The organism is Geotalea daltonii FRC-32, from assembly GCF_000022265.1.
GTDB classification, from domain to species: Bacteria; Desulfobacterota; Desulfuromonadia; order Geobacterales; family Geobacteraceae; genus Geotalea; species Geotalea daltonii.
Genome location: NC_011979.1, coordinates 1,922,749 through 1,946,642 on the forward strand (window position 1 = coordinate 1,922,749; position 23,894 = coordinate 1,946,642).

Consider the following 23,894-nt stretch of genomic DNA (forward strand, 5'->3'; position numbering starts at 1 on the left):
GGCTTCACCACTTACCCCACATGGCCTTGGTCTGGTTCCATGGCTTCTGCCGGTTGACGGTGGTATCGAAGCCGCCGGTGGGAGAATCATTCCATTCATTGGCGCCTAAGGCTGAATGGAAAGCATGGTCGGCCAGGGCTTCATAGCTCTTCAATATTTTACCAGACGACGGGGCGACCGTCGTGCCGTTGTGGCAGGATCCGCATGTGGCCTTGGGACTGTAAGGAAAGCCCTGCATCGGGTTCTGGGGATTGCCACCGACCATGACCGGCATGGGGCCTGCGGGTACCTTATTGCCCTTTGCATCTACTGAAAATGGTACGCCATACTGTACTGCCACTTCGTCATAAGTCTTCAGCTCAATAGGTGGATGAGCTGCGAGACCTGTGCCCATGGAGAGCCACAGGCCGGTGAATGTGACACCGACCGCGGCCACCAGTGGCAGAGAGCCTTTAATTCGCTTCTTCATGTTACCTTCCTTTCTTTTTGTCTGTTTCGCAATCTCTATGAAGATTGCATCTCTGCTTCCCTGATTGTCCGGCATTGGGGGATGCCGCACCCGGGGAGAGCTACCCTTTTAAAGGCCAAACGGTATATTGCTGAAAGCGCGCTTATTAGATTGCATTATGTATACCTTTATTTAGATAAAACTATATTGATGGACAATCGGTTCCAGGAGCTGTTGTACCGTATTATGTGGTTGTCTGAATGGTGAGGAACGATTGGGTCACATGACTCAACCGGGGGTGCAGTTGGGTGATGTGACCCATGTTTGGGGAGGGGGAACTGATGCTTTAGGAACTAGTTTCCGGCAATTTCCTTGCGGTGGCCGAAGCCGTAGATACTGATCTTTCTCGGACCGGACTGATTAGTAACCAGAATAAGCTGCTCCACCTCGAAGGAAGGATCGGCAAAGGTCCTGAAGTATTCAAGATTTTCCCGGGTGATGGCGATATCGGCGGGGATGCTTAGAGTCCCCTCTTTAGAGCCTCTTTCACCGAAGAACATCAGCAGCTGTCCGTCAGGATCAAAAATCTGCACCACCTGATTGCCGGCGTCCACCACGTAGATCAGCCCTGCATCGTCCACTGCGATACCTTTTGGTCTGCTGAACTGCCCGGGGCGGTCCCCAAGTGCACCGAAGGCCTTCAACACCTTGCCATTTGGATCCATTTTGATGATTCGACAGGTGCCCAGGTTGGTAACATAGATATTCCCTTCCTTGTCCAGTGCCATATTAGTCGGCAAGGAAAGGGTCTCACCTTCTTTGCTGTCCCTGCCGACTGCACGGGTCTGCTCGCCGGTTTGCAGGTCAAATATCTTGATCTCACTGCTGTTGTAGTCTACTACGTACAGTTCTTTTCCCCTGATGGCCGCATCAGTTGGCTTCATATCGCCGATTGAGAACGTGCCAGTGGGATTATCGTCATTGAAACGAATTACCTTCTTGCTCCCTGTATCTGCAACAAAGGCATTGCCCTCATCATCGAAGGAGATGTTGATGGGAGATTTCAGTACCTCAGTGTCCAACTGGTGGAAGGTCTTTTCATTGAGATCTATGGTGGTGATTCGACCCAAGGGTACATCAGATATAAAGATTTTACTCCCCCTGACCGCGATGCCGTAGGGTTTGGCGATCACTTCATTAACGCCTGGCGTGTCTGCAAAAATCGATGATTTGATATCATTGATTGAAGAGATGCTGGTCAGATATTGAACATGCGACGCATCGGGAGCAGGCGGGAAGAAAACCGGGGCTTTAACCTGTTTGGGTGCAAAACAACCGGGAAGGTAGATTAAAAGACAAAGAAAAAAAAGGATGTGCCGATACCTGAGGGTGGAGTTTGTGGAGCTGTGGATCTGCATTCTCGTCTCCGGATACATGATGTTTGTGCAGCTTGGAGTGGCGGAAGGAGCAGGCCGCCTGAGACGGCCTGCTTTCAGGTGGATGTATCGAGTTACTTGTCGTGGCAGGTCAGGCAGAGTTTTGATCCATCCATTTTAACCCGCAGCAGTGGTTTGGCTGCCGTCCTGGCTGCAGTGTTATGGACGTCGTGGCAAGAGGCGCAGGTGAGTTTATCTGCCTTGTAGAGCAGTTCTTCTATCTTTGTGCACTTCCTGTCCGCGGCGGGGACCCACCCTATATCCACATTGGCCGGCCGGATAAAAGAATCATTGGCTGCAACCTGCTTGTAGCTGAAGCCGATAGGGTGGTCGTTCATGAGATTGCCGCCACTTTCTCCGGAGTGGCCGTCACCGAGAGGAGCCAGTACTACCTCTGGTGCCGTAGGGGTGAACGAGCCGATCTTGCCGGCGTAGGAGTCGATGGCGGTGGTACCGTCGTGGCAGCTCATGCAGAGACGGGATGGCCCGTCCATCATGTCGGCGGGATCGATTACCGCTTGCAGGGAGAGGGCTTTATCCAGATACGTCGGATCCGCCATGTAGTCTTCTTTGAGAAGGCCGTTGTAAGGAAGGAAATTTTGCGTGACCGGGTTCCTGTTCCACAGCGGGTTGTAACCGGTTTCACCGGTCGATCTGGCGCTGTGCGGCGTGTGGCAGAACTTGCACACCTGCTGATTCGGGTCGCCCGAGGTTGTTCCGCCGGAGGCGATGGGGAGATAGAGGTTCATGTTGTGGGGGGAGGTGGCCACACCCGTCCCTTCGGTATAGTTGACCAGTCCGGCGTAAGCGAACGTTGCGCTTGCGACGACAAGTAGGGCGGCTATACCTGCTCTGATTTTTAGGTTCATAATTCATCCTCATTTGAAAGCCGATTTTTTGTATTGCCGCTTTCTTTCCGTTTGGCTTTCTTCCTTTTTATGGGGCCAGGCGTAGCGCCGTGGACCACACTCCTTGACCCTTCCCCCAAAGGATCAAGAATGGGAATCATGAGAACGATGTTGATGCAAGGGCGAGAATTTTTTAAAAACAAGCTCTTGGGCAGATCAGGTAGCAGCAGCTCCCGTTCTTTTTCTTTCGCCCCGGAGACCGAATTTTTTCATACGGTAGCGCAGGGTGTCGCGGCTGATGCAAAGATATTTTGCCGCTTTGGTCTGATTTCCTCCGGCAATCTCCAATCCTTGACGGATCATTCGCCGTTCCAGCTCCACAATGGAGACGCCGACGGTCTCAGATACACCACCAAAGCGAGTCGAATTGCCCGGCTGGCCATGGTTGGCCGTAGGTTGCGGTTTCTGCTCGAAATTATGCTTTATTTCAATATTTAAAAATCGGGGTGAGATGGTTTTTTCCTGTTCCAACATCATGCTGCGCTCGATGGCATTGCGCAACTCGCGGACATTTCCCGGCCAGTCATAGGCGGTCAGGTACGCCAGGGCTTCTTCGGATATGCCTTCCACCTTTTTTCCATATTCCTCATTCAGACGGCGGATGAAGTAGCCGACCAATAACGAAATATCCTCTTTTCGATCCCGCAGAGGGGGCAGGCAAATGCTCATGACGTTCAGACGGTAGAACAGGTCGCCTCTGAAGGTGCTGCTTTTGACCATTGCCTGCAGATTCTGGTGGGTGGCGGCAATGATGCGCACATTGGCTTGAATGTCCTCTTCACTTCCCAGACGTCTAAAACGCTTGGTTTCGATGACCTTCAACACCTTGGACTGCATGGACAACGGCATGTCGCCGATTTCATCAAGAAAGACCGTTCCACCTTCGGCCAGCTCGAAAATTCCCTTTCGCCTTTTGCCGGCGTCGGTATAGGCTCCTTTCTCATGGCCGAACAGCTCACTTTCCAGAAGGTTTTCCGGGATAGCCGCGCAGTTTATTTCGGTAAAAGGAGCGTCTGCCCTGGCGCTGTGGTAATGGATTGCCCTTGCAACAAGCTCCTTGCCGGTGCCGCTTTCACCCAATAGCAGAATAGTTTTGGCATCTGTTTCGGAGCAGACCTTGATCATTTTGAAAAGATCTACCATGGCTTCGCTGGTTCCTACCAGTTTGTCGTCTTCCGTTTTCTTGCGCAATTCCTGGTGAAAAAAATCGGCGGTCTCACCCAGATGCCGCTTTTCAAAGGTTCTGTTGATGACATGGAGAAAGACTTCCATGTTGAAAGGTTTGCCGATGAAGTCCTCAGCTCCCAGTTTCAGAGCTTTTACTGCCGAGTCGGCATCGGCGTTGGCCGTCATGACAATAACGCTTATATCTTTCCTTTCGGATTCGATCCGGCTGAGCAGATCCAGGCCGCTGCCGTCGGGAAGCCAGAGGTCGAGCAGCACCACGCACGGCCTGAAGCTTTTCAATTTCTCTTTCGCCTCAGCAATTGAAGCAGCTGCATCTACAATGAAGCCTCTTCTGTTGAGCATAAAGGACAAGGAAAGAGAGATAAGTTTTTCATCCTCTACGATCAATATCCTTTTTTCCCCCATTTTTTATCTTCTCCACGGTGACTTTGATGACTGTTGGAGCCTTAGCACAAATTGGTCCGTAAATTTCGTATGGTGGATAGAAAAATGACAACTAATTCAGGAAAACGCATATATGGTTAGAATGTTTAAGGTTATAATTTAATTAGTTAGGGCATTTTTTTGCTGATCACTCGCATGCAGTATAGATATATTCAGGTTTAATGATAATTGGCGGATTAGAATTAAAAACAATTTCGGTAAAATAACGGGTGTTCTTCGTGGTTAGGCGAGGTTGTACTGCCGTCGTCAATATTTAAAAAAACGATAGATATAATCATTTTTTTCGATATTTCCAATTTGACTTTGCCCGAATGTGTTTGTTAGGGTGTCAGCGGTTTTCAGGAGGCACCGGGATGAATTCTTCAATGGGCAAAATTCGGCCATCCTTGGCTAAGATGTTGGCAGAGGCAATGAATGGCTGCACCGGCTGCGGCGTCTGCGTTCGGGAATGCGCCTACCTGAAACTGTACGGCACTCCCCGTGACATTGCCGGCTCCTATGATCCGGTGGACTCCAAAAACAGCAGCATCTGCTTTGAATGCAGTCTCTGTGGCCTTTGTACGGCTGTATGTCCGGAGGGAGTAGATCCGCAAAAACTATTTCTTGAGATGCGACGCGAGGCGGTGGATCGAGGCAAAGGTTCATTTCCTGAACACAAGGGGCTCCTGGCATACGAGCGGACCGGCATGTCGCGGCGTTTCACCTGGTACGGCCTGCCCGAGGGGTGTACGACCGTATTTTTCCCGGGTTGCGCTTTGCCGGGAACAAGGCCTGCTGCAACCATGGCGGTCTATGAAAAACTCAAGGAGTCGGTTCCTGCCCTTGGGCTGGTAATGGACTGCTGCGCAAAGCCTTCCCACGATTTGGGCCGGGAGCAGTTTTTTCAGCAGATGTTCAATGAAATGACCGATTGGTTTAAATCCCACGGCGTGCAGCGGGTCCTGGTTGCCTGTCCCAACTGTTACAAGGTCTTTTCCGACTATGCGCCCCAGTTTGAGACAAAGACCGTTTATGAACTGCTGGCCGAGATCACCCCCGAAAGGATCAGCGATGCCCCTGCTGTGCCGGTGACCATCCATGACCCGTGCGTGATCCGCTTTGACGAAGCGCCGCAGGGGGCAGTGCGCACGCTGATTGCAACAGCCGGCCACAGTATTGAAGAGATGCCGCATGCCAGAAAGACTGCCTTGTGCTGCGGTGAGGGGGGAACGGTCAGTCCGCTGGCCCCGGATCTGGCGGGCAGCTGGGGAGCGCTGCGTGTGGATGAAGCTGCCGGGAGGCGGCTTGTAACCTATTGTGCCGGATGCGCCAACCACCTGGGAAAGAAGCTGCCGGTAACCCATGTCCTGGATATGCTCTGCTACACTCCCAAGCCATCTTCGGGGCTGATTACCTATGTGAATCGACTGCGTCTCAAATCCCGATTCAAGGGTACCGTGCCCGCGGCGGTAACGAGGGAGCGGGTTAATCCCAACGCCTCCCGAAGCGGAAAGCTCCGGCCTCTTTTGTTCCTGGCTGCCCTGGCGGCGGTAATTATCCTGGTCCGGGTGGGTGGGGCAAGCCAATATCTGGAGCCGGAAAAACTGCGGACATTGTTTGCCGGCTTCGGGGTGGTCGCACCACTCGTCTACATCGCCTGCTACATCGTCGCTCCTGCACTGATGTTCCCCGGCCTGCCCCTCAGTATTGCCGGGGCTACGGTATTCGGGCCATTCTGGGGTGTCGTCTATACGATCATCGGCGCCACCTTGGGCGCCTGCGCTGCATTCCTCATCGCCCGTTACGCCGCGCGGGACTGGGTAGAGCGCCGTCTGGTCGGCTCCCGCTGGAACAAACTGGACGACGAAACCGGGAAGAACGGCTGGAAAGCGGTGGCGGTTACCCGGCTGATTCCGTTGTTCCCCTTCAACCTACTCAATTTTGCCTTCGGTCTCACCCAAATATCCTTCCTCCAATATGCCGTGGCGACCTTTATCTTCATGCTGCCCGGCACCATTGCCTATATTACCTTTTCCAGTTCATTGCTCGGGGTATTGAAGGGGAGGGTGTCGCGGGAGTTTTTCATCGGCATTGGTTTGCTGGTGGCGGTCTCGCTGATTCCCAAGGTCGCTGCATGGTACAAAGGTCGATCTCTTCAGGCGCCTCGGCCGGCGGTGCCCTGGAACCTGCGGAGAAGCCTGCAAAGAAAGGCGGCCGTTCTTGCCGTGCTCTGTTTATTGTCTGCCGGTACGTACACCCTGATCCGGAAATTTTTCTGGGCGCTGGACGCCTATCTGTACACCATCGAGTTCAACCTGCTCTTTGTGGCAAGCCGTTTACAGGATGCAGAGCTTGCCCGCTTTGTAGAATACCTCGTGCCCATGTCCGGGATGCGGGCCGCAGGAATTGCGCTGGCTTGTCAGGCCATGGCGGCATTTGCTTTCCCGTTCTCGTCGTTAAGGACCGACGTGGCCTTTACTTCGGCATTCGGCACATGGACCGGCATGGCTTATTTTGCCGGAGCTGACCTGCTGGTGACCGGAGTTGCCGCTTCGATCGGCAGGTTTATCCTGGGGGACCTGTTGCCGATGTACTACCGGCGCAAGGGAAAGGATACACTGTCTCCGGCGCCCATCTGGATAGGGTGGGCTGCGGCGGCACTTTTGGCCGTTCCCGGTATTCCGTTAGTGCTGGGCGCTTTGGTCGTCGGCGGATTTCGTCTACATCCCGGCCGCTCGCTTGCAGTCATGGCGGCCGGGGTTGCCGTAAGAGCACTGGCTCTGCTGCTGACAAGATAGAAAATCAAAATTACAGGAGGTTTCACATGTACCGATTGGCTTTGCGTATTACACTGCTTGCTTCGTTGATTCTTTCTTTTGCCCTTTCGGCGAGCGCAGCAAAGCAGAAGCCGGCTGCCGTAAAAACAGACAAGTATGGGAGCGATACCCTGACCACCAATGGCCGGACACGGGAGGTCAGGGTGACCGCAACGGTCGTTAAAGACTGCTCCCAGCCCTCGGTATGCGACTGGGGCCGGCGTTTCCAGGGTTTCTTCGGCAGCAAGGACGGGAAAATGGCCCCTTTTTTCATTTTTTCCACCGAAGTACATCGTGCTGCACTGGATAAGGCGATTAAATCGGTAGGTATCAAGTCGCGACGCCAGATTCCCATGACGGAAGTGAAACAGCGTTCAGGGTTGAAGTCGACCACGCAGATGGACGATTACCTGGACGGCGATCCGATACTGGTTTCGGTTCGCTGGAAGCAGGACGGCAAAATGGTGGAACGGGCTATGGAAGAGTTGATCGAAGAAAAGATACTGGTGGACGGCAAGGAGGTCATCAAGCCCTACACCCCTCATTTCGTATACCATGGAACCGCTGAGGCCATCAACTTTGCCTCCGGGTGTATTGTCTGCCCATCGGGTTGCAATGGCGGAGTTATTGCCGACAACTCGGTTCCCCTCAAGGAGACGAAAAACTATTACCGCTTTAACTGGAAGAAGATGCCCCATCCGGGGACAAAGGTGGAAATCGTCCTGAAATCGGTATAGGTTCAGATTAGCAGATGGAGAAACTTCGGCACGATTGACCGCTGGAACAGATAGGGCTCCTCTTGGTGTTTTTCAACAATCCGGCAGGAGCCCTTAAGAATTTTTGCTGCAAGATGCCGTGTGGCCGGGATTCAGTCGCAATAACAGGCTAGCCTGCTGCGGCAATGAAGCTTGTCAGGGCTGCCTTTGCCTCCGGGGAGAGATCGAGGAATTCGACACCGAAGCCCTCGGGCAGGCTCTTTTTCTTGCGGGCGCTGGATGTGTTGAGCCAGGCCACCCGGCCCTTGGCCTGGATGATGGCGCCATCGCCGGGAAGGGCAAAGATGATGCTCAAGACGGCATTGGCTTCCATATTGTAATCGGCGGCTATGTATGCGCCATGGTTGCTGATATCGCAAATTTCACCGGAGAGGCTGACGCTGAATACGGTGAATCTGACTTTCGTGCTGCAGCGCAGCCTATCTTCACGGCGGTCGATCTGGGGAAGGTAGGTGCGGGCCAATTCCAGGTAGTCGTTACGATCAAGCGGTTTGGTAAGGAAACTGTCGCAGCCTGCCTTCCTGCACAGAATTTCATCGTCCGGTTTTCCCACAGAGGTGATCAACACCACCGTGGTGGAGCGCAAGGCGGCGTCGGCCTTGATGGCGGTGCAACATTCTGCCCCCCCCATGTTCGGCATATGCAGGTCCATGAAGACCACGTCGGGGCGCTTGGCGCGAGTGATCGCCAGGGCCTCTGCCCCATCCCTTGCCGTCAGGATAGTGACCGACGAACGTTGAAGGAACCCTTTCTGGATTTCCAGGAACATGTTGACGTCATCCACCAGCAGGACCTTTGCCATGTTGTTTCTCCCGTCCTAAACAGTCGCCAGCCGTTTGGCGATTACATCGTGGTTCAACCAGACAACGGGTGCATCGGGCATCCAGGAAAAGTCGAACATCAGCCTTCCTACTCCCCGGAAAACCTCCTGGGAGAGGACCGCGCAGACGATTTCTTTGGGGTTTCTGTTCATGGCGATCAATTTGGCGGAGCTGTTCAGCATCAACTCTTGCAGGGGGAGGCTATTGTGCTGGGGCCAGCTGCTGAGATCGCGGCCGGCAACGGTTAACGGATCGGTCAGGTAGTCATGGGCGGTGGTGAGCAGGTCGTCGATGGTTATGCCATCGGCAAGGAGGGCGAGGCATGCGGTCCTGATGCCATCGGCTGCGGGGCCGGGCGCTTCTTTCTCCAATGCCGCCAGCAGCATGTAGAGCGAGTTTTCAACGCCGAGGAAAAGGGCGCTGGAATTGGTCAGGATTTCGGGGCAGTTGAAGACGGTGGCCTTGATCCCAGACTTCCATGCTTCTTCGGCAATCTCTTCCAGTCTTATCTTTGCCCAGCCTTGCAGGTAGGGGGTGTATGACTGCCAGGTGTAGTTGCCATCGATAAGAACCTCGCAGCCATGGTAGCCGTAAGCCGTGTAGCGCCCATTGATCTTGTCCCTGAGACCGGCGGTGGCATCGATCAGGTAGCGGAAGGTGTCGCCGGTGACATCATCGAAGCTTATCTTGCACAGCTTGCCCAGATCGGATTTCCAGAAGGTCTCCGATGGGAGGAAGCGCTCTCCCTGCCCCTTGAAAACGCGGTTGAGAAGGGGCATGAAAATACGGGCTCTTGGTATGCCTCCTGCCATGGTGTGGGCAAATATTACATTGGCTCCTGAGGGAAGTAGCCGGGCAAGCTCGTCGGCAACAAGCCCCAGGTTGGCTTTGAAACGACGGGCACCCTGCTGGCGTGCCTGCTCGATTTGGTTCCAATCAAAACTCACCTTCTCCCAATCGTCAGGCTTCACCCCCTTGAGCTGGTCAGCAATTGATCGGCCATCAGGGCCGCATGGCTCCATATCGAAACCCGCCTCCAGGGGGATATTTATGATCTTGCCGCCGATGTTTGCTTCAGCCTCGGCAAGTTCCTCACCGTTCAACGAACGCAGGGTGCCGTCACCGTCGCGTCTGCCCACGGTTGTGCCGATAATTGTCATCCCGGCCTTCCGTGCCTCGTCGACAATGCCGTTGGCGTAGCCCCGGCCGAACAGTTCGCCGCAGAGGACCAGCACGTCCCCTTCCTTGTATTGAGCCGCTGCCGGTACCTGGCGTAGTGCGTGATAAGTAGTCATATCTACAATATTCCTTTCGTAAGTAACTGGTGTGAGATCAGAAATCTTCCCGTTTGCTCAAATTCTCGAACCTGGTGTGTTCGCCGAGGAAGGCGAGATCGACAATACCGATGGGGCCGTTCCTCTGTTTGCCGATGATGATCTCCGCCTTGCCCACATGGCTTTCTTCACAGGTTTGCTCCTTGTTCTTGCATTTCTCGCAGTAGACCGACTCCCGGTAGACGAACATGATAATGTCGGCATCCTGTTCGATAGCGCCCGATTCGCGGAGGTCGCTCATCATGGGCCTTTTGTCGGTGCGGCTTTCCAGACCGCGATTCAGCTGGGAAAGGGCGACCACCGGCACATCCAGTTCCTTGGCCAGCGCCTTAAGCGATCTGGATATTTCCGAGATCTCCTGCTGGCGGGATTCCGGGTTGGAGCTGCCGCGCATGAGCTGCAGGTAGTCGACGACGATCAGGCCGATATCATGCTCAGCCTTCATGCGCCGGCATTTGGAACGCATTTCCAGCACCGAGATGGCGGGAGTGTCGTCGATGAAGATCTTTGCATCATGGAGAGCGCCTGCCGCCTTGATCAGCTTCGGCCAGTCCGTTTCCTGGAAATGGCCGGTGCGCACCCTGCTGGCGTCAACTCTGGATTCGGAGCAGAGGAGACGGGTAACCAGCTGCTCCTTGCTCATCTCCAGCGAGAAAACGGCTGCCGGGCATCTGGGATCGCCATGGATGGCTGCGTGCTGGGCAATGTTCAGGGCAAAGGCAGTCTTGCCCATGGAAGGTCGCCCGGCAATGATTATCAGGTCTCCCCGTTGAAAACCGGCGGTCATGCCGTCAAGGTCTACGAACCCGGTGGGAACGCCGGTTACGTGCTCCTTTTTCTCATAGAGCGCCTCCAGGTTCTTTATGGTGTCCTTGAGGATGGCGCCGACCGGATAGAAGGCGGGGCGCAGCTTGTTCTCGGAGATTTCGAAGATCACCTTCTGGGCGGTGTCCAGCAGTTCTTCCACGTCCACCTTATCCTCGTAACCCTGGCTGACGATCTCGGTGGCGGCGCTGATAAGCTTGCGGGTGACCCCTTTTTCTTTGACGATCTTGCAGTAATAGGCAATGTTGGCCGCCATGGGGACGTAATCGACCAGGGTGGCCAGATATGCGCCCCCTCCGGTTTCCTCCAGTTCCCCTCTTTTTTTCAGGATCGAGGTGAGGGTGATGAGGTCGCACGGCTCGTTGCGGTTGTTGAGTTCGATCATGGCGCGCATGATCTTCCGATGGGATTCGCGGTACAGATCGTCGGGGGTGATGATCTCCAGAGCCCGGTTGATAGCATCGTTATCCACAAGAATGCCGCCAAGGATGGACATCTCGGCTTCGAGACTCTGTGGCGGCAGTTTTCTCATATCTGTTGTTTGCATCTGCATATCCGTGGGCAATAAACCCGGTAGTGAAAATGAACGCGTCAATATACCTTGCTGCCGTTATGGGGTCAACAGGAAACCTGCTCCATGAAGTTCAGGGATTTGAGCGGGCGGGTTAGATGACAGGCGATTGCTGCATCAAGGATGGCGCCTGCCTCTGCCAGCCCATCCGGCGAAAAGTGCACCAGCCCGAACCTGCCCGTTGTCAGGGACCGGATCAGCAGGGAGAGGGTTTCGGGCGAAACGGGCCGGCCGGTTCTGCCGCATGAGCTGCAGAGGATGCCGGCAAAGGATGGTGAGAAGCGGAGCTGCGGCATGTTGGCCAGGTCCTGATCGCAAGATGCGCAACGGGCGAGCTCCGGCTGGTAGCCGAGCACCTTCAGCAGATTTGCCTCGAAGAAGCGACGGTCGGAGGGGGCGTGGTCAGTCAGGTTCAGGTGTTCGAGGTAGGCGGTAAGCAGCCGAAAGAGGCGCGGGTTTTGTTCGCCTTCGCCAACAAGCTGCTCCACCAGTTCGCAGGCATAGGCAGCGTTGGCTATCTTCGACAGGTCGGCACGGATATGGGGGAAGACGTTGATCACATCCGCACCATTCAGGGTGGAGAGCCCTTCCTTCAGCGTCAGCTGCAGGCGTAGCCTGGCAAAGGGCTCCAACGCACCCCCAAAACGTTTGCGGCTTTTTTTCGCATTCCTGGCCAGCCCCTTTACTTTGCCGTTTTCCAGTGTAAAAAGGGTCACGATTTTATCCGCATCTGCGTAATCCAGGACGCCAAGCACCACGGTGTCACACTCTATACTATGCATCGGCACACGTTACCATCTTGTCGCGCCGACAGTCAATCCTGCTCGTTTAAGAAAAAAATAATGATAATCACGGTTGACAGGGAAGAGGGCTTCGTGTTATTTGAAATCTACTTTCAGTTTTAAAAAAGGTGGGCTGGGGAAGTGTATGTGCTGTTGTATAGTGCAATGGCAACTGTGTATAGATTTATTTAAATCGAGAAAATGAAAATCACAATCAGTGGTCGAAGGAGGGTTAACGTTGCCACGCGTGAAATGTAATCAAAACAAAAGGAGAAAAGAGATGAAAAAATCATTTGTACTTATGGCTGCAGTAACCATACTGGGCAGCATGGCATCCATGGCCCGCGCGGCAACAGTTGAAGAACTGCAGCAGCAGGTTGATGAATTACGTAACCAGGTGAAGGCGATCAAGGCGCCGGCTCCTTCAGCGGAGAGTGGAGGGGACGGGTATGCGAAGAAAGTCTGGGATAATACCCGCTTTGGTGGATACGGCGAGCTGGATTACATCGTGACACGTGAAAACGGCAACGGCAAAGGGAGCAATGCCTTCGATCCGCATCGCTTCGTCCTGTATGTAAATTCCGACCTGAGCGACTGGATCACCTTGAATACCGAACTGGAATGGGAGCACGGCGGCGTCGGTGGTGACGTGAAGGACGGAAAAAAACTTTCGGGAGAGGTCTTGGTGGAGCAAGCTTTTCTCCAGTTCAAGCTGTCGCGTCCCCTCAATCTCAAAGCAGGTATCATGCTCGTTCCTCTAGGTGCGACTAATCTCTACCATGAGCCGACAAACTTCAATTCCAGCGAAAGGCCACAGCTGGACCGTTATCTGATTCCCTCAACCTGGTCTGAGATGGGAGCAGGGATCTATGGCTCTCTGGGGACCAAGGTAGATTACGAGTTGCTGGTGATGAACGGATTGGACGGCGCAGGCTTTTCGGCCAAGGACGGCGTCCGTGGCGGCAGGCAGAACCTGAATGCCGACGTAAACAGGAACAAGGCTGTTGCCGGCAGGTTGGAAGTACGTCCCTTCACCAACCTCTACACCAACTTCTCCTTTTACACCGCCAATTCAGCCAAGGTAGGCACTGCATACACCACCATCGCAGCCTTTGACGGCAAATACAGCATTGGCGATCTTGACTTGGCAGGAGAATATGTGCATGTCTACCAGGACGATCCTCGCGCATTGGGGGTAACGGATATCGGCCACAACATGTCCGGCTATTGGGTCGAGGGTGCCTACCATGTCCTGCCGAAGAGCCTGAAGAAGGGTAAGCTGTCGGAGGCCGATGCCCTGATCTTTGCCCGCTATTCTGAATTCGATACCCAGCAGGGTTCAATAGGTGATCCGAGCAAGGCCAGCGGCAAATACGACCGAAACTACACCAATTTCGGCATCGTCTTCAAACCGACGACAACCTTATCGGTGAAGGCCGATTACCAGGTTTACGACGACCATCGCAAAGCCGGAGAGAAAGCACTTGATAACGACAAGTTCCAGGTGACGCTTGGTTTCGTGTTCTGATGAAATACTCCTCTGCTTACATCCCCTCGATCTCCCTATGAAATAGGGGGGATCGAGGGGGGAAGCCGGAGAGCTTCACATCGTAAGTTTTCCGGATGGAAAACAGAAAAAAGGGCACCCCGGTCGGGGCGCCCTTTTTTTCTGTCCATGATTTATCGCAACCCCAGGCGGGAGAGCAGTAATCCCAGATATTTGTTCAAAGGGTGGCTTCGCTTGAGGGAGGGGAACAGCGGAGATTTCCTTCTTCCGCAATGGGCCAGTTCACGGCTTATCCTGTTGCCGCTGTCGTATTGGATGCCGTTACGCAGGGTCTGCAGTGCCTTTTCCTTCTCTCCTGCCAGCCAATAAACCTTTCCCAGGTTGAGGTGCAGAAGCGGGTTGGTCTGGTCGGCAGCAAGGGCTTCTCTGGCCATGCCTATGGCATCGGCGTATTCGCGCCGCGTTTTAGCCAGGCAGAGAGCCAGGCAGGACAGGTTTTCCGGTGTCTTTTCCAGAGTCGCTGCCCGCTCGAAACAGGTGCGGGCAAGATAGTCATGATCACGTTCGAGTGCTTCAAGTCCCTTGTCGTGCAGTTCCTCTGCTTCTTTCGACTTCATTGCCACACCTCTTACTGCACCCCGTTCTGTCCAGGTTGTCAGAACCGATGCAGGTATTGAACCAGCTTCACTTGACCAGCAGAAGGAAAGTATATGAGGGAAGATTATCTGCGGTGTTACTTTCCACTTCGACAAATTCTTCGGTTATTTTAGGGAAATAAGTATCACCTTCATAAACCTGGTGGATGACGGTCAGGTAGATCCTGTTGGCCAAGGGGAGCGCCTGACGATAAATGTCACCCCCCCCGCAGATAAAGATTTCCTCTACGTCGCCGGCTAGCTTGATGGCGGCAGGCAGATCATGGGCAACCAGACATCCCCTGGCTTGATAGTCTTTCTGCCTGGTGACGATGATGTTTTTCCGCCCATCCAAGGGAAAACCGATGCTTTCAAAGGTCTTTCTTCCCATTATTACCGGATGTCCGAGGGTGAGTGACCTGAATCTTTTCCTGTCTGCCGGCAGGTCCCACGGGATGGTATTTTTATCACCGATAACCCTGTTTTCTGACATGGCAGCTATTAGCGATATGATCATAAAACCGCCAACATCAGCGCATTGTAGCAAAGGTTACGCCGTTGCCCCCCTCATGCTGATCGCCGACGCGGTATTCCCTTACCAGCGGATGACCGTCCAGATGCTCACGCACCCCTTTCATCAATGCACCGGTGCCTGTGCCGTGGATTATCTTCACTTCTCCCAGTCCTGCGGTCGAAGCCCTGTTGAGGAATGTCTCCAGTTGTGAAAGGGCTTCGTCCACCCTCAATCCCAACAGCCTGAGCTCGTGAGAGGTCTCGGGCTCCTCGATGGCCTTTCGCCGTGATGGTTCTTCCTTCATCTTCACCCCGCGCTTTAATGCCACATCACCGGCAGATACTTCCACCTCCCTATGCCCTACCTTCAGTCTTAACCGCTGCTGTTTTTCGTCAATGCGGGCAATGGTGGCGTCAAAGCCAAGGGATCTGACAAAAACAGTGTCTCCCACCGAGAGTTCCTGCAAGGCAGGGGATACATCTTCCTGGTATTCCCGGAGTTTCTTTTCCAGCTCCCCCCCCATTTTCTCCAGTTTTTTCAGGGAATCCCCGGACTTTTCCCGGCGTGCCTTGTCAAGGATGGCCCTTGTCTCGCGTTTGACCGTGGTGACCACATCCCTGGCTTCGGCAAAGGCTTTGCCCATTGCCTGCCGTTTTGCTTCTTCAGCCTGGGCCAGACGCATGGAAAGAAGGCGTTCCCGCTCGGCAGCCCTCTGTTCCCGCGCATCCAGGTCCGCTATCAATTCCGAGTATCGCTGTCGTTTTTCCTTGAGCTCTGCCAGCAGGGCATGAAAATCGGCCTCTCTCGTGCCGATCATCCTTTCGGCAAAGTCGATGACTTTTGCAGGCATACCATAGCGCCTGGCGATGTCGATGGCGTGGGATTGTCCCGGCTCGCCGCTCTGCAACCGGTAAAGGGGGGTCAGGTTAGCATGGTCGAATTCCATGGAGGCGTTGGTCATGCCGGGGGTCCGATGGACAAAGGCCACTATGTCGGTCAGGTGAGTCGTGGCAATGACAAGGGCTCCCTTTTCCTGCAGCTCTTTAAGAACGCCGCAGGATATGGCGGCCCCCTGTCCGGGCTCGGTGCCGGTTCCCAATTCATCCAGGAGCACAATACTTAGTTTACCAGTTTTGTGGAGGATTTCAGCCATATTTGCCACATGGGCTGAGAAGGTGGACAGGCTGCTTTCAATGGATTGGTCATCCCCCATGTCCACGAGCAGGTTGTCGGCCAGGGGAATGGACGAAGAAGGAGCCGCCGGGATCGGTATCCCGGAGAGCCCCATGGCCAGAAGAAGTCCCACAGTCTTGATGGCGATGGTTTTTCCCCCGGCGTTGGGGCCGGTGATGACCATTATACTGTCGTCTGCCGGTGGTGTGCCGAGGCGGATATTGAGCGGTACCGGTTCGTGGCCGTTGCCCCTGTCGCGCATAAGCATCAACAGCGGGTGGCGCGCCCCATTCAGTTCGATTTCACCGCCATCGTTGATAAAGGGTGCATTTGCTCCGAGCTGATCGGCAAACCGGGCTATGCTGTTGAGGGTATCAAGTCGGACGAGGGTCTGGAATTCCACGTTTATGTCATCGGCGGCAATACGAATCTCCTGGCAGATGGCCCGGATGATGCGGATTTCCTCCCCCTTTATCTCTGCCCCCAGGTTTTCCAGCTCATTGGCTAGGCTTATGATCTCCAGTGGCTCCATGAAGGCTGTTTCACCGGTATTTGAAACATCGTGGACAACCCCTGCCACCATTCCTTTTGAATCCATGCGCACTGGAATGACCCATCTCCCCCCTCGCTGGGTTACGAACTCGTCCTGAAGGAAGAGAGCTATCTTCGGCTCGCGGATGATCTCCTCCAGCCGTTTTCTGATCCGCGCCGTCAGGCTCCTTTTTTTGCCACGCAAATCCTGGAGCAGTGGCGAAGCCGAGTCAAGGATATTGCCCTCGAAATCCAGGGTCGTTTCCAGTCGATCGAGGAGGTGTGGAAAACCGGTGAGATTTCCCGCCAGGTCCTTGATGAGAGGTATATCGTTGCGATAGGCAAGCTGTTTAGCCAGGGAAGAGAGCACCTGAAAAAAGGGGGTGAGGATGGCAAGGTCGTGGTGGTCGAGCACTGCCCCTTCCGGGCGCACTGCTTCCAGGAGCGGTGTTATATCCTCAAAGGTCGATAGCCGCAGGGGTACCCTTACCTGAGCCAGCCTTCTGATTTCTTCAATCTGGCCGAACTGTGTTTCAAGCCTTTCCCTTATATGGAAAGGGAGGATTTCCGAGATGAATTTTCGGGAGGGGGCACTATTGGCGAAACCGGCAATGAAGGAAAGAATTTTTTCGAATTCAAGGAGGTGCAGGGAATCCTTTTTTATCATCGATTCTCCGAGAGACGGTGCAAAACCGGTATTTTACCTATTGCCGCTTCCCTGCCGGCTTTGTCCGTACCCAGCTTTATCATGCCGGTCATGAAGCCGATCAGCTCCAGAAATTGCACCGCATCCGCGATGACCCCGGGGAGTTGGGCCGCAGAGGCCGGCTGGTTATCAGTGTTATAGACAAGTATCTTGTTGTTTTCAGTTAGAACGATGGCCACATAAACGTAGCATTCTTCCCCACGTTTCATGGCACAGATGTAGCCTTTACAACTCTGACTCGGATTCCCTTCCAACGCTACCCGTGCCAGGTTTGAGGATTCATGCAATTCAATGATCTCTTCTTGGGAGGAATATTCAATGCTGTGAAGTGCAGGATCGCAGGTGAAGGTACTGCCGCTGCCCCCTGTTGAAGAGTTGTTGCTGAAAAAGGTGCCATCATCGTTGTCGGGAAATGCAAATGGATCACTGCCGGCTTCCACGGGCGGTCCGCCGTAATCGATGGGGTCAGAAGCGGTCATGGCAGCTCTTTTCCATGCCCCTACCGAAGAAACGGATACATTGAGTTCCCCTTCGGAGGCCATCTTGCGCCCGGAAGATTTGTCCTGGTGCCTTTTTTTCTCCTCCTGGACGCCAGGGGCCGACGCTGAGCCAGCATTTTCCGATTGGAGGCTGAGTCGTTCTTCCTCAGCTTTCAATCTTAAAGCCATCAGACGATCTGTTTCTGCTTTCAGGCGGGATGCTTCCTCTGCTGCAGCTTTCCATTCCGCTTCGGCCTTTGTCTTTTCCTCACGCAGTCGCTCGATCTCTGCCTTATGCAGGCTGATATCTACTGCAGAGGAATGATCTTCCTTCTTTCGATCTTCCTGTACATCCGCAGACCTGTCCACCTTTCCGCCAGGGGGAGTGGGAGGTTCAGTAACTGCTTCTATGGTTTCTTCACGGCGAGCATCAGAAGCTGTCAATGGGGTGTCTGCAGCCTGATAAGCTGCTTGTTCCGCAAAGATTTTTTTCTCGAGGATTTTTTCGATCATTATCCTCTCTGCTTCAGCGGCTTCAAGTGCGCTTCTCAGTTCTGCGGTTTTTGCTGACAGCAGCTCTTCAGCAGCAGCCTTTTCAGCCGCCGCAGCTTTTGCCTCATTTTTTGCACTTATGCACCGTCCCGTTGCACGCTCTTCGAACTGGCCGATGATGTCTACGGTTTCTTCAGCAGCGATCCTGTCCTCATTGGTCTTTCTTACAGTGCGTCTTACCTCCTCCGCCTGCTCCTCTGCAATCTTTTCTTCCTCGTTTTTCTGCAGGAACAGCTGTTCTGCTTCCATACGCGCTGCAGTGGCGGCTGCCAGGGTGTCCTGTGCTGCAAGGGCTCTTTTTTCAGCCAGCTTCTCCGCTTCCAGCAGTTTCACCAATCTTTCTTCTGCAGCAAGTCTCTCCGCCCGGGCTTTTTCAGCAGCCTCTTTTTCTTCCAAAATGGTGTCTGCGGCATTTTTTTCAGCTTCCGACAGAGCTGAAATCCGTTCTTCAGCAGCCAGTTTTTCAGCTTCAAGCTTTTCCTTGATCTGCCGGGCGATTTCCGCCTTTTCCGCCACCATCTTTTCAGCTTCCTGCCGCTCTTCGGTGGCCAGTTCGGCGAGACGTCGGTTTTCTTCAGTTTTTATTCTCGCCGCTTCCTCGGCAGCCTTCCGCTCCTCTTCGGCCTTGACCCTCGCCGCTTCCTCGGCAGCCTTCCGCTCCTCTTCGGCCTTGATCCTCGCCGCTTCCTCGGCAGCCTTCCGCTCCTCTTCGGCCTTGATCCTCGCCGCTTCCTCGGCAGCCTTCCGCTCCTCTTCGGCCTTGATCCTCGCCGCTTCCTCGGCGGCCTTCCGTTCCTCCTCGGCCTTGACCCTCGCCGCTTCCTCGGCGGCCTTCCGTTCCTCCTCGGCCTTGACCCTCGCCGCTTCTTCGGCAGCCTTCCGCTCCTCCTCGGCCTTGACCCTCGCCGCTTCCTCGGCAGCCTTCCGCTCCTCTTCAGCCTTGACCCTCGCCGCTTCCTCAGCAGCCTTCCGCTCCTCTTCAGCCTTGATCCTTGCTGCCTCTTCAGCAGCTTTGCGCTCTTTATCTGCCTTAGCCTTTGCTGCTTCTTCAGCTTTTTTTCGCGCTGAGTCTTCCTCGACACGGCGCGTTTCTCCGTCTTCTATAGCTGCTGTTTTTTCTGTGGCTGCCTGTTTTCTGGCAGCCAACCTTGCGGCGCTTACCGGCCGGATAACGCGGATGCCGCGCAGCACAACTTCCCTCAAGGCAACACTGTAATTCAGGTCAACATGCTCCATTTCGAAGCCCATGTCCTTTAAAAATTCCAGGGCTTCCTCCAGCAGCAGTTCAGGTCCCGCCAGGATGGCTGCCTCACCTGCAGCAATGTAGACAAGAGCTTTTTTGCTGTTGCGGGTGGCGAGTGCAACGTAGACCTGCAGTGCTTCACCTTCTTTAATTGAACAGATGAATGCTTCGTATAGCTGCTTGGGAAGGCCGTTTGGAGTGATAGCAACGGCAGATCGCGATTTATAAATGTCTGTAATGTCCGATTCTGCTGCTTCTATGCAGTCAACCGATTCTTTCAAAGTGAACATGGAAACTCCATAAACAGGACTTCGGTGATAATAACATTAAAATTTACAACTTTATTCAAAAAATTCACAAAAACCAGCTCACTGGTGCGCAGACGCGCTCCATCATGCGAACCAACCAACCACGCTGCTCATGCTCAGCAAGTACAATCCTTCTTGATCTTGCCAGGTCAGCCATCAGCATCTGCGAAACCTGCGCGCCGAACGATGGGCTGTCGACAATGACATTGACCTCATAATTGCGATGAAAGCTGCGCTGGTCCAAATTGGCCGAGCCTATCACCGACCAGCAGCTGTCGATTATCATGACCTTCGCATGAAGAATAGTTCCTTGCCGTTCGTAAATTTCGATGCCGTTCTTCAACAGCGATGCGTAATAGCTTCTGCTGACGAGGCGGACTATGGGGACGTCGCTTTTGGCCGGGAGGATGAGGCGCACCTGTACTCCTCGGCCGACAGCGCGAAGCAGCGAGCGGATTACACGTGGCCCGGGGACAAAGTAAGGATTGGCGATGACGATGCTTTCCGAAGCACCGGCAATAGCCATGCGGAAGGCGCTGCGAATGAATGAACGGTTATGGTGGGGGCCGCCATTGACGATAAGCACTTCGTCCTCACCGGCACTGTCCAGCAGGTAAGGGTCAACGCAACCTTCAGGGATGGTCGACCTCTCCCTGTGCCAGTTTTCCCGGAAAAGCCGGTTCAATTCCGGTACGGCAGGACCTTCAAGGCGTATCCCCACATCGCGCCAACGGTCGAAGTCCTCGCCGCATCCGGCATATTCATCGCCGATGTTCAGTCCGCCGGTGAAGGCTGTTCTGCCATCGATGACGGCAATTTTCCGGTGATCGCGCTTATCGAACCAGCCTATACCCTTGCTGAAGGTGGGGGGATTGAAGGGGCAGCAGACGATCCCCCCTTTCTCAAGCCTGCGAAAATAGGCACCGGGGGTGTCGAAGCAGCCGATATAGTCGTAGAGGAGATAAACCTTTACTCCGCGTTCTGCAGCCTGGAGAACGGCATCAGCCAGGGCACGGCCGGTGTTGTCGTCACGGATGAGATAGAATTCGAGGCAGATTACCTTTTCTGCCTGGCCAATTGCCTGAAACAGAGCAGAAAAAAACTCTTCCCCGTTTCTGAAGAGTTCCACCCTGTTTCCTCTGGAGGCAGCGGCATCGGTGTTTCTTCTGAACATGTTGAAGAAGCGGGGGGTGCGAAAGATGCGATATTTTCTTTTCCGCCGTATTAGGGACATGGAATCAGCCGATGCAGGTGAGGTAAAAGTCTCCGGATTGCGCCCGAAAAAAAGTAAAGGCGCGGTTTAAAGCCGCGCCTAGGAGTCTGTCGGACTTAGGGATCGAAGCGAGAGAATGGAAAATCGAGGACGGATATTGGAAATTTGAGAGCGAATAGTGGACCTATTTGTCGAAAATTTACGGAGATCCGGACCGATTTGCCATTTTCGCAGCCGATTCATTCTAAGTCCGACAGACTCCTAGGTGAATCAGACGGAAATTACTTCTTTAACTCCCGGCACTTTTTCTTTCAGGGTTCTTTCAATACCCATCTTGAGGGTCATGGTGGACATGGGGCAATGGCCGCATGCTCCCACCAGTTTAACTTTGACGACGCCGTCTTCACCGACCTCGACCAATTCAACATCACCGCCATCCGCCTGCAGATTAGGGCGGATTGTATCGAGCACTTTTTTTACATCTTCGATCATTTCGTCTTCTCCTTTTATTTTGCGTTGCTTGTCATTATAGAACGTATTGCTCTCGTTCATCAAGCCTTTCCAGGTACTCCCGGATTGGTGAGTGGATACGGAGCCAGGATCTGCGCGAGTTCTTCCGGTGACAGGAGGTTCCGGGAAAGAATTACCTCTTTTATGCTCTGTCCGCTTCTCATGGATTCCTTGGCCACTTCCGCTGCCGCAGCGTAACCCACATATGGGGCAAGCACCGTTGCCAGACCCACCGACTCTTCCAGAAACCGGCTGCAGCGGTTTTCGTTGGCGGTGATGCCCAGGATGCAGTTTTCTCTGAATTTGGCGATGGTGTTTTTCAGGATCTCCAGGGAAAAAAGGAGGTTGTAGGCGATAACCGGCATCATTACATTCAGTTCCATCTGTCCTGCCTGGGCGGCCAGGGTGATGGTGGTATCGGCGCCGATTACCTGGAAAGCTACCATGTCGGTCACTTCAGCCATTACCGGGTTGATCTTGCCCGGCATGATCGACGAGCCCGGTTGCAGCGGAGGAAGATTGATCTCGTTGAAGCCGGTCCTGGGCCCTGAGGAGAGCAGGCGCAGGTCGTTGGCGATTCTGATCAGGTTGACGGCAAGCCCCTTGAGGGCTGAACTGAGGACAACGAAGGGGTCCATGTTCTGGGTCGATTCTATCAGGTTACCGGCATTCATCACCGGCAGGCCCGTTTCCCTGGCAATTTCCTCCACCACCAGTTCTATGTAGCGCGGTTCCGCATTGAGACCGGTGCCCACAGCGGTCCCGCCGAGACCCAGCTTGCTCAGGTCCGGCAGGCATCGATCAAGGCCGGCCACGTTCTTATCCATGGCAACGGCATAGGCCTCGAATTCCTGGCCGAGGCGGATCGGCACAGCGTCTTGCAGGTGGGTGCGCCCGGACTTGAGAATATGGTCGAACTCTCGCCCTTTTGCGGCCAGAGCATCGCGCAGCTGCTCCAGTTCATGGCGAAGGAGGGCTACCATTTGCAGGGAAGCGAGGCGCATGGCAGTGGGAAACACATCATTGGTGGACTGGGCCATGTTCACATGATCGTTGGCGTTGACCTGTTCGTAACTGCCGATCGGGCAGCCGAGAAGCTCATTGGCACGGTTGGCAAGAACTTCATTGGCATTCATGTTGTGGGAGGTGCCGGCACCCGCCTGAAAAGGGTCGACGACGAAATCCCCGGCAAATGCACCGGCCAGGGCCTCGTCCGCCGCCTGAATGATGGCCGTGGCAATCTTTTCATCCAGACGGCCTGTGGCCATGTTTGCCTTTGCCGCGCATTTCTTGATGATTAGCGTTGCCCGGAGCAGAGCTGGGTGGGGCTTCAGGCCGGAAATGGGGAAATTGGCCACGGCACGGGCCGTCTGGGCGCCGTAATATGCCCCGGCCGGGACCTGGACTGTGCCGAGAGTATCTTTTTCCTGACGGTTTACCATTAGTTTACCTTTTACCTTCTACCGTCTGCCGGCCGATTACCTTCCTGCTGCTCACAGATTGTCCTTCGCCAGAAATTTGGCCAGTGAAAGCAGCTCGATGACGCTGCTGACGAGAAAGACGGCGCTGCCCATGCCCGCTGGAATGCGCAGGTCAACATCATAGCGGTCGCCGATAAAAAGGCACTCGCTGGGATCTCTCCCGATCTGCCTGAAGATATGTTCCAGGGCTTCCGGGTCAGGTTTTGGCCGCCAGTCATCTTCGATGGTAAAGACCCTGGTGAACAGACCCTTTACCCCGATCAGCTCCATGATGCTGTTTGAGAGGCGCAGGTTGTTGTTGGTGTAGATATACATCTCGAACTTGTTGGCGAGCCCCTTCAGCATTTCCCCTACCCGACGGTCCCGGGATAGGAAGTCATCCGGGGTGATCTCCTCGGAGAAGCGGTTGTGAAGGGTTCGCAGATCGCCGCCCAGGGCGAGAATGGTGTGGCTCAATGTGGAATCCAGCCCGGTGGCCCGGGAAAGGTCCCGTCTCGTCTGGTTTATCAATTCAGCGGCTTCGTCGTTGGTGATGCTTTTCAAATCGGAGACATATCTGCAGGCGGCACGTGATATTTCCATGCCCAAGTCGTTGTTGACATAGAGGGTCCCGTCCAGATCGAAGATCAGGGCTTTGATATCGCTTTGCACGTGTGGTTGTTTCCTTTCTTCCGGCTGTATGTCTGCCCAATGCCATCAGCAGCTGATTTTCAG

19 protein-coding genes are annotated in these 23,894 nt (G+C 54.2%); 3 read left to right on the forward strand and 16 right to left on the reverse strand.

The window, feature by feature from the left end; translation table 11 throughout:
* Positions 1 to 4 precede the first annotated feature (4 nt).
* From GEOB_RS08645 to GEOB_RS08660, 4 genes are all read right to left on the reverse strand, one after another.
* The gene (locus GEOB_RS08645) at positions 5 to 469 is read right to left on the reverse strand and encodes a hypothetical protein (RefSeq protein WP_012646825.1); all 465 of its coding nucleotides are present in this window, start codon (positions 467 to 469) and stop codon (positions 5 to 7) included.
* Between the two features lie 332 nt (positions 470 to 801).
* Positions 802 to 1,866, reverse strand: coding sequence for a beta-propeller domain-containing protein (locus tag GEOB_RS08650; RefSeq protein WP_012646826.1), 1,065 nt, complete (start codon positions 1,864 to 1,866; stop codon positions 802 to 804).
* Between the two features lie 92 nt (positions 1,867 to 1,958).
* Positions 1,959 to 2,753, reverse strand: coding sequence for a cytochrome c3 family protein (locus GEOB_RS08655; RefSeq protein ID WP_012646827.1), 795 nt, complete (start codon positions 2,751 to 2,753; stop codon positions 1,959 to 1,961).
* Between the two features lie 195 nt (positions 2,754 to 2,948).
* Positions 2,949 to 4,385 (reverse strand): sigma-54-dependent transcriptional regulator, encoded by a 1,437-nt coding sequence (locus tag GEOB_RS08660; protein ID WP_012646828.1) that lies wholly within the window; start codon positions 4,383 to 4,385, stop codon positions 2,949 to 2,951.
* Between the two features lie 392 nt (positions 4,386 to 4,777).
* On the opposite strand from GEOB_RS08660, the gene GEOB_RS19295 reads away from it, so the two are divergent.
* Together GEOB_RS19295 and GEOB_RS08670 are read left to right on the forward strand one after the other, a co-directional pair.
* Positions 4,778 to 7,201: a VTT domain-containing protein gene (locus tag GEOB_RS19295; RefSeq protein ID WP_012646829.1), complete on the forward strand. Its 2,424-nt coding sequence runs from the start codon at positions 4,778 to 4,780 to the stop codon at positions 7,199 to 7,201.
* 26 nt (positions 7,202 to 7,227) lie between these two features.
* Positions 7,228 to 7,956, forward strand: coding sequence for a YdjY domain-containing protein (locus tag GEOB_RS08670; RefSeq protein WP_012646830.1), 729 nt, complete (start codon positions 7,228 to 7,230; stop codon positions 7,954 to 7,956).
* A 148-nt stretch (positions 7,957 to 8,104) separates the two neighbouring features.
* Here the strand turns inward: GEOB_RS08670 and GEOB_RS08675 are convergent, their stop codons facing one another.
* From GEOB_RS08675 to recO, 4 genes are all read right to left on the reverse strand, one after another.
* The gene (locus GEOB_RS08675; protein ID WP_012646831.1) at positions 8,105 to 8,797 is read right to left on the reverse strand and encodes a response regulator; all 693 of its coding nucleotides are present in this window, start codon (positions 8,795 to 8,797) and stop codon (positions 8,105 to 8,107) included.
* 15 nt (positions 8,798 to 8,812) lie between these two features.
* Positions 8,813 to 10,111: an enoyl ACP reductase FabMG family protein gene (locus GEOB_RS08680; protein WP_012646832.1), complete on the reverse strand. Its 1,299-nt coding sequence runs from the start codon at positions 10,109 to 10,111 to the stop codon at positions 8,813 to 8,815.
* Between the two features lie 37 nt (positions 10,112 to 10,148).
* Complete coding sequence (gene dnaB, locus GEOB_RS08685; protein ID WP_012646833.1) at positions 10,149 to 11,522, reverse strand: replicative DNA helicase; 1,374 nt, start codon at positions 11,520 to 11,522, stop codon at positions 10,149 to 10,151.
* Positions 11,523 to 11,593: 71 nt separating this feature from the next.
* On the reverse strand, positions 11,594 to 12,328 hold the full coding sequence (gene recO, locus GEOB_RS08690; protein WP_012646834.1) for a DNA repair protein RecO: 735 nt from the start codon (positions 12,326 to 12,328) through the stop codon (positions 11,594 to 11,596).
* Between the two features lie 280 nt (positions 12,329 to 12,608).
* Between recO and GEOB_RS08695 the strand changes: the two genes are divergently transcribed.
* The gene (locus GEOB_RS08695; RefSeq protein ID WP_012646835.1) at positions 12,609 to 13,856 is read left to right on the forward strand and encodes a porin; all 1,248 of its coding nucleotides are present in this window, start codon (positions 12,609 to 12,611) and stop codon (positions 13,854 to 13,856) included.
* Between the two features lie 152 nt (positions 13,857 to 14,008).
* On the opposite strand, the gene GEOB_RS20420 is transcribed toward GEOB_RS08695, so the two are convergent.
* The 8 genes from GEOB_RS20420 to GEOB_RS08735 form a co-directional block, all read right to left on the reverse strand.
* Complete coding sequence (locus GEOB_RS20420) at positions 14,009 to 14,452, reverse strand: tetratricopeptide repeat protein (RefSeq protein WP_012646836.1); 444 nt, start codon at positions 14,450 to 14,452, stop codon at positions 14,009 to 14,011.
* A 67-nt stretch (positions 14,453 to 14,519) separates the two neighbouring features.
* Positions 14,520 to 14,987 (reverse strand): dihydrofolate reductase, encoded by a 468-nt coding sequence (locus GEOB_RS20425; RefSeq protein WP_012646837.1) that lies wholly within the window; start codon positions 14,985 to 14,987, stop codon positions 14,520 to 14,522.
* 13 nt (positions 14,988 to 15,000) lie between these two features.
* A complete protein-coding gene (locus tag GEOB_RS08710) occupies positions 15,001 to 17,355 on the reverse strand; it encodes an endonuclease MutS2 (RefSeq protein WP_012646838.1) in 2,355 nt (784 codons plus the stop codon).
* On the reverse strand, positions 17,352 to 19,958 hold the full coding sequence (locus GEOB_RS19300) for a hypothetical protein (RefSeq protein ID WP_012646839.1): 2,607 nt from the start codon (positions 19,956 to 19,958) through the stop codon (positions 17,352 to 17,354). Before GEOB_RS19300 ends, GEOB_RS08710 begins: the two co-directional genes overlap by 4 nt.
* 64 nt (positions 19,959 to 20,022) lie before the next feature.
* Positions 20,023 to 21,210 carry a cardiolipin synthase gene (cls, locus tag GEOB_RS08720; protein ID WP_012646840.1) on the reverse strand — a complete coding sequence of 396 codons (1,188 nt, stop codon included), beginning with the start codon at positions 21,208 to 21,210 and terminating at the stop codon, positions 20,023 to 20,025.
* A 249-nt stretch (positions 21,211 to 21,459) separates the two neighbouring features.
* Positions 21,460 to 21,681: a NifU family protein gene (locus tag GEOB_RS08725; protein WP_012646841.1), complete on the reverse strand. Its 222-nt coding sequence runs from the start codon at positions 21,679 to 21,681 to the stop codon at positions 21,460 to 21,462.
* Positions 21,682 to 21,740: 59 nt separating this feature from the next.
* Complete coding sequence (locus GEOB_RS08730; protein WP_012646842.1) at positions 21,741 to 23,141, reverse strand: aspartate ammonia-lyase; 1,401 nt, start codon at positions 23,139 to 23,141, stop codon at positions 21,741 to 21,743.
* A gap of 51 nt (positions 23,142 to 23,192) precedes the next feature.
* On the reverse strand, positions 23,193 to 23,831 hold the full coding sequence (locus tag GEOB_RS08735) for an HAD family hydrolase (protein WP_012646843.1): 639 nt from the start codon (positions 23,829 to 23,831) through the stop codon (positions 23,193 to 23,195).
* Positions 23,832 to 23,894 lie beyond the last annotated feature (63 nt).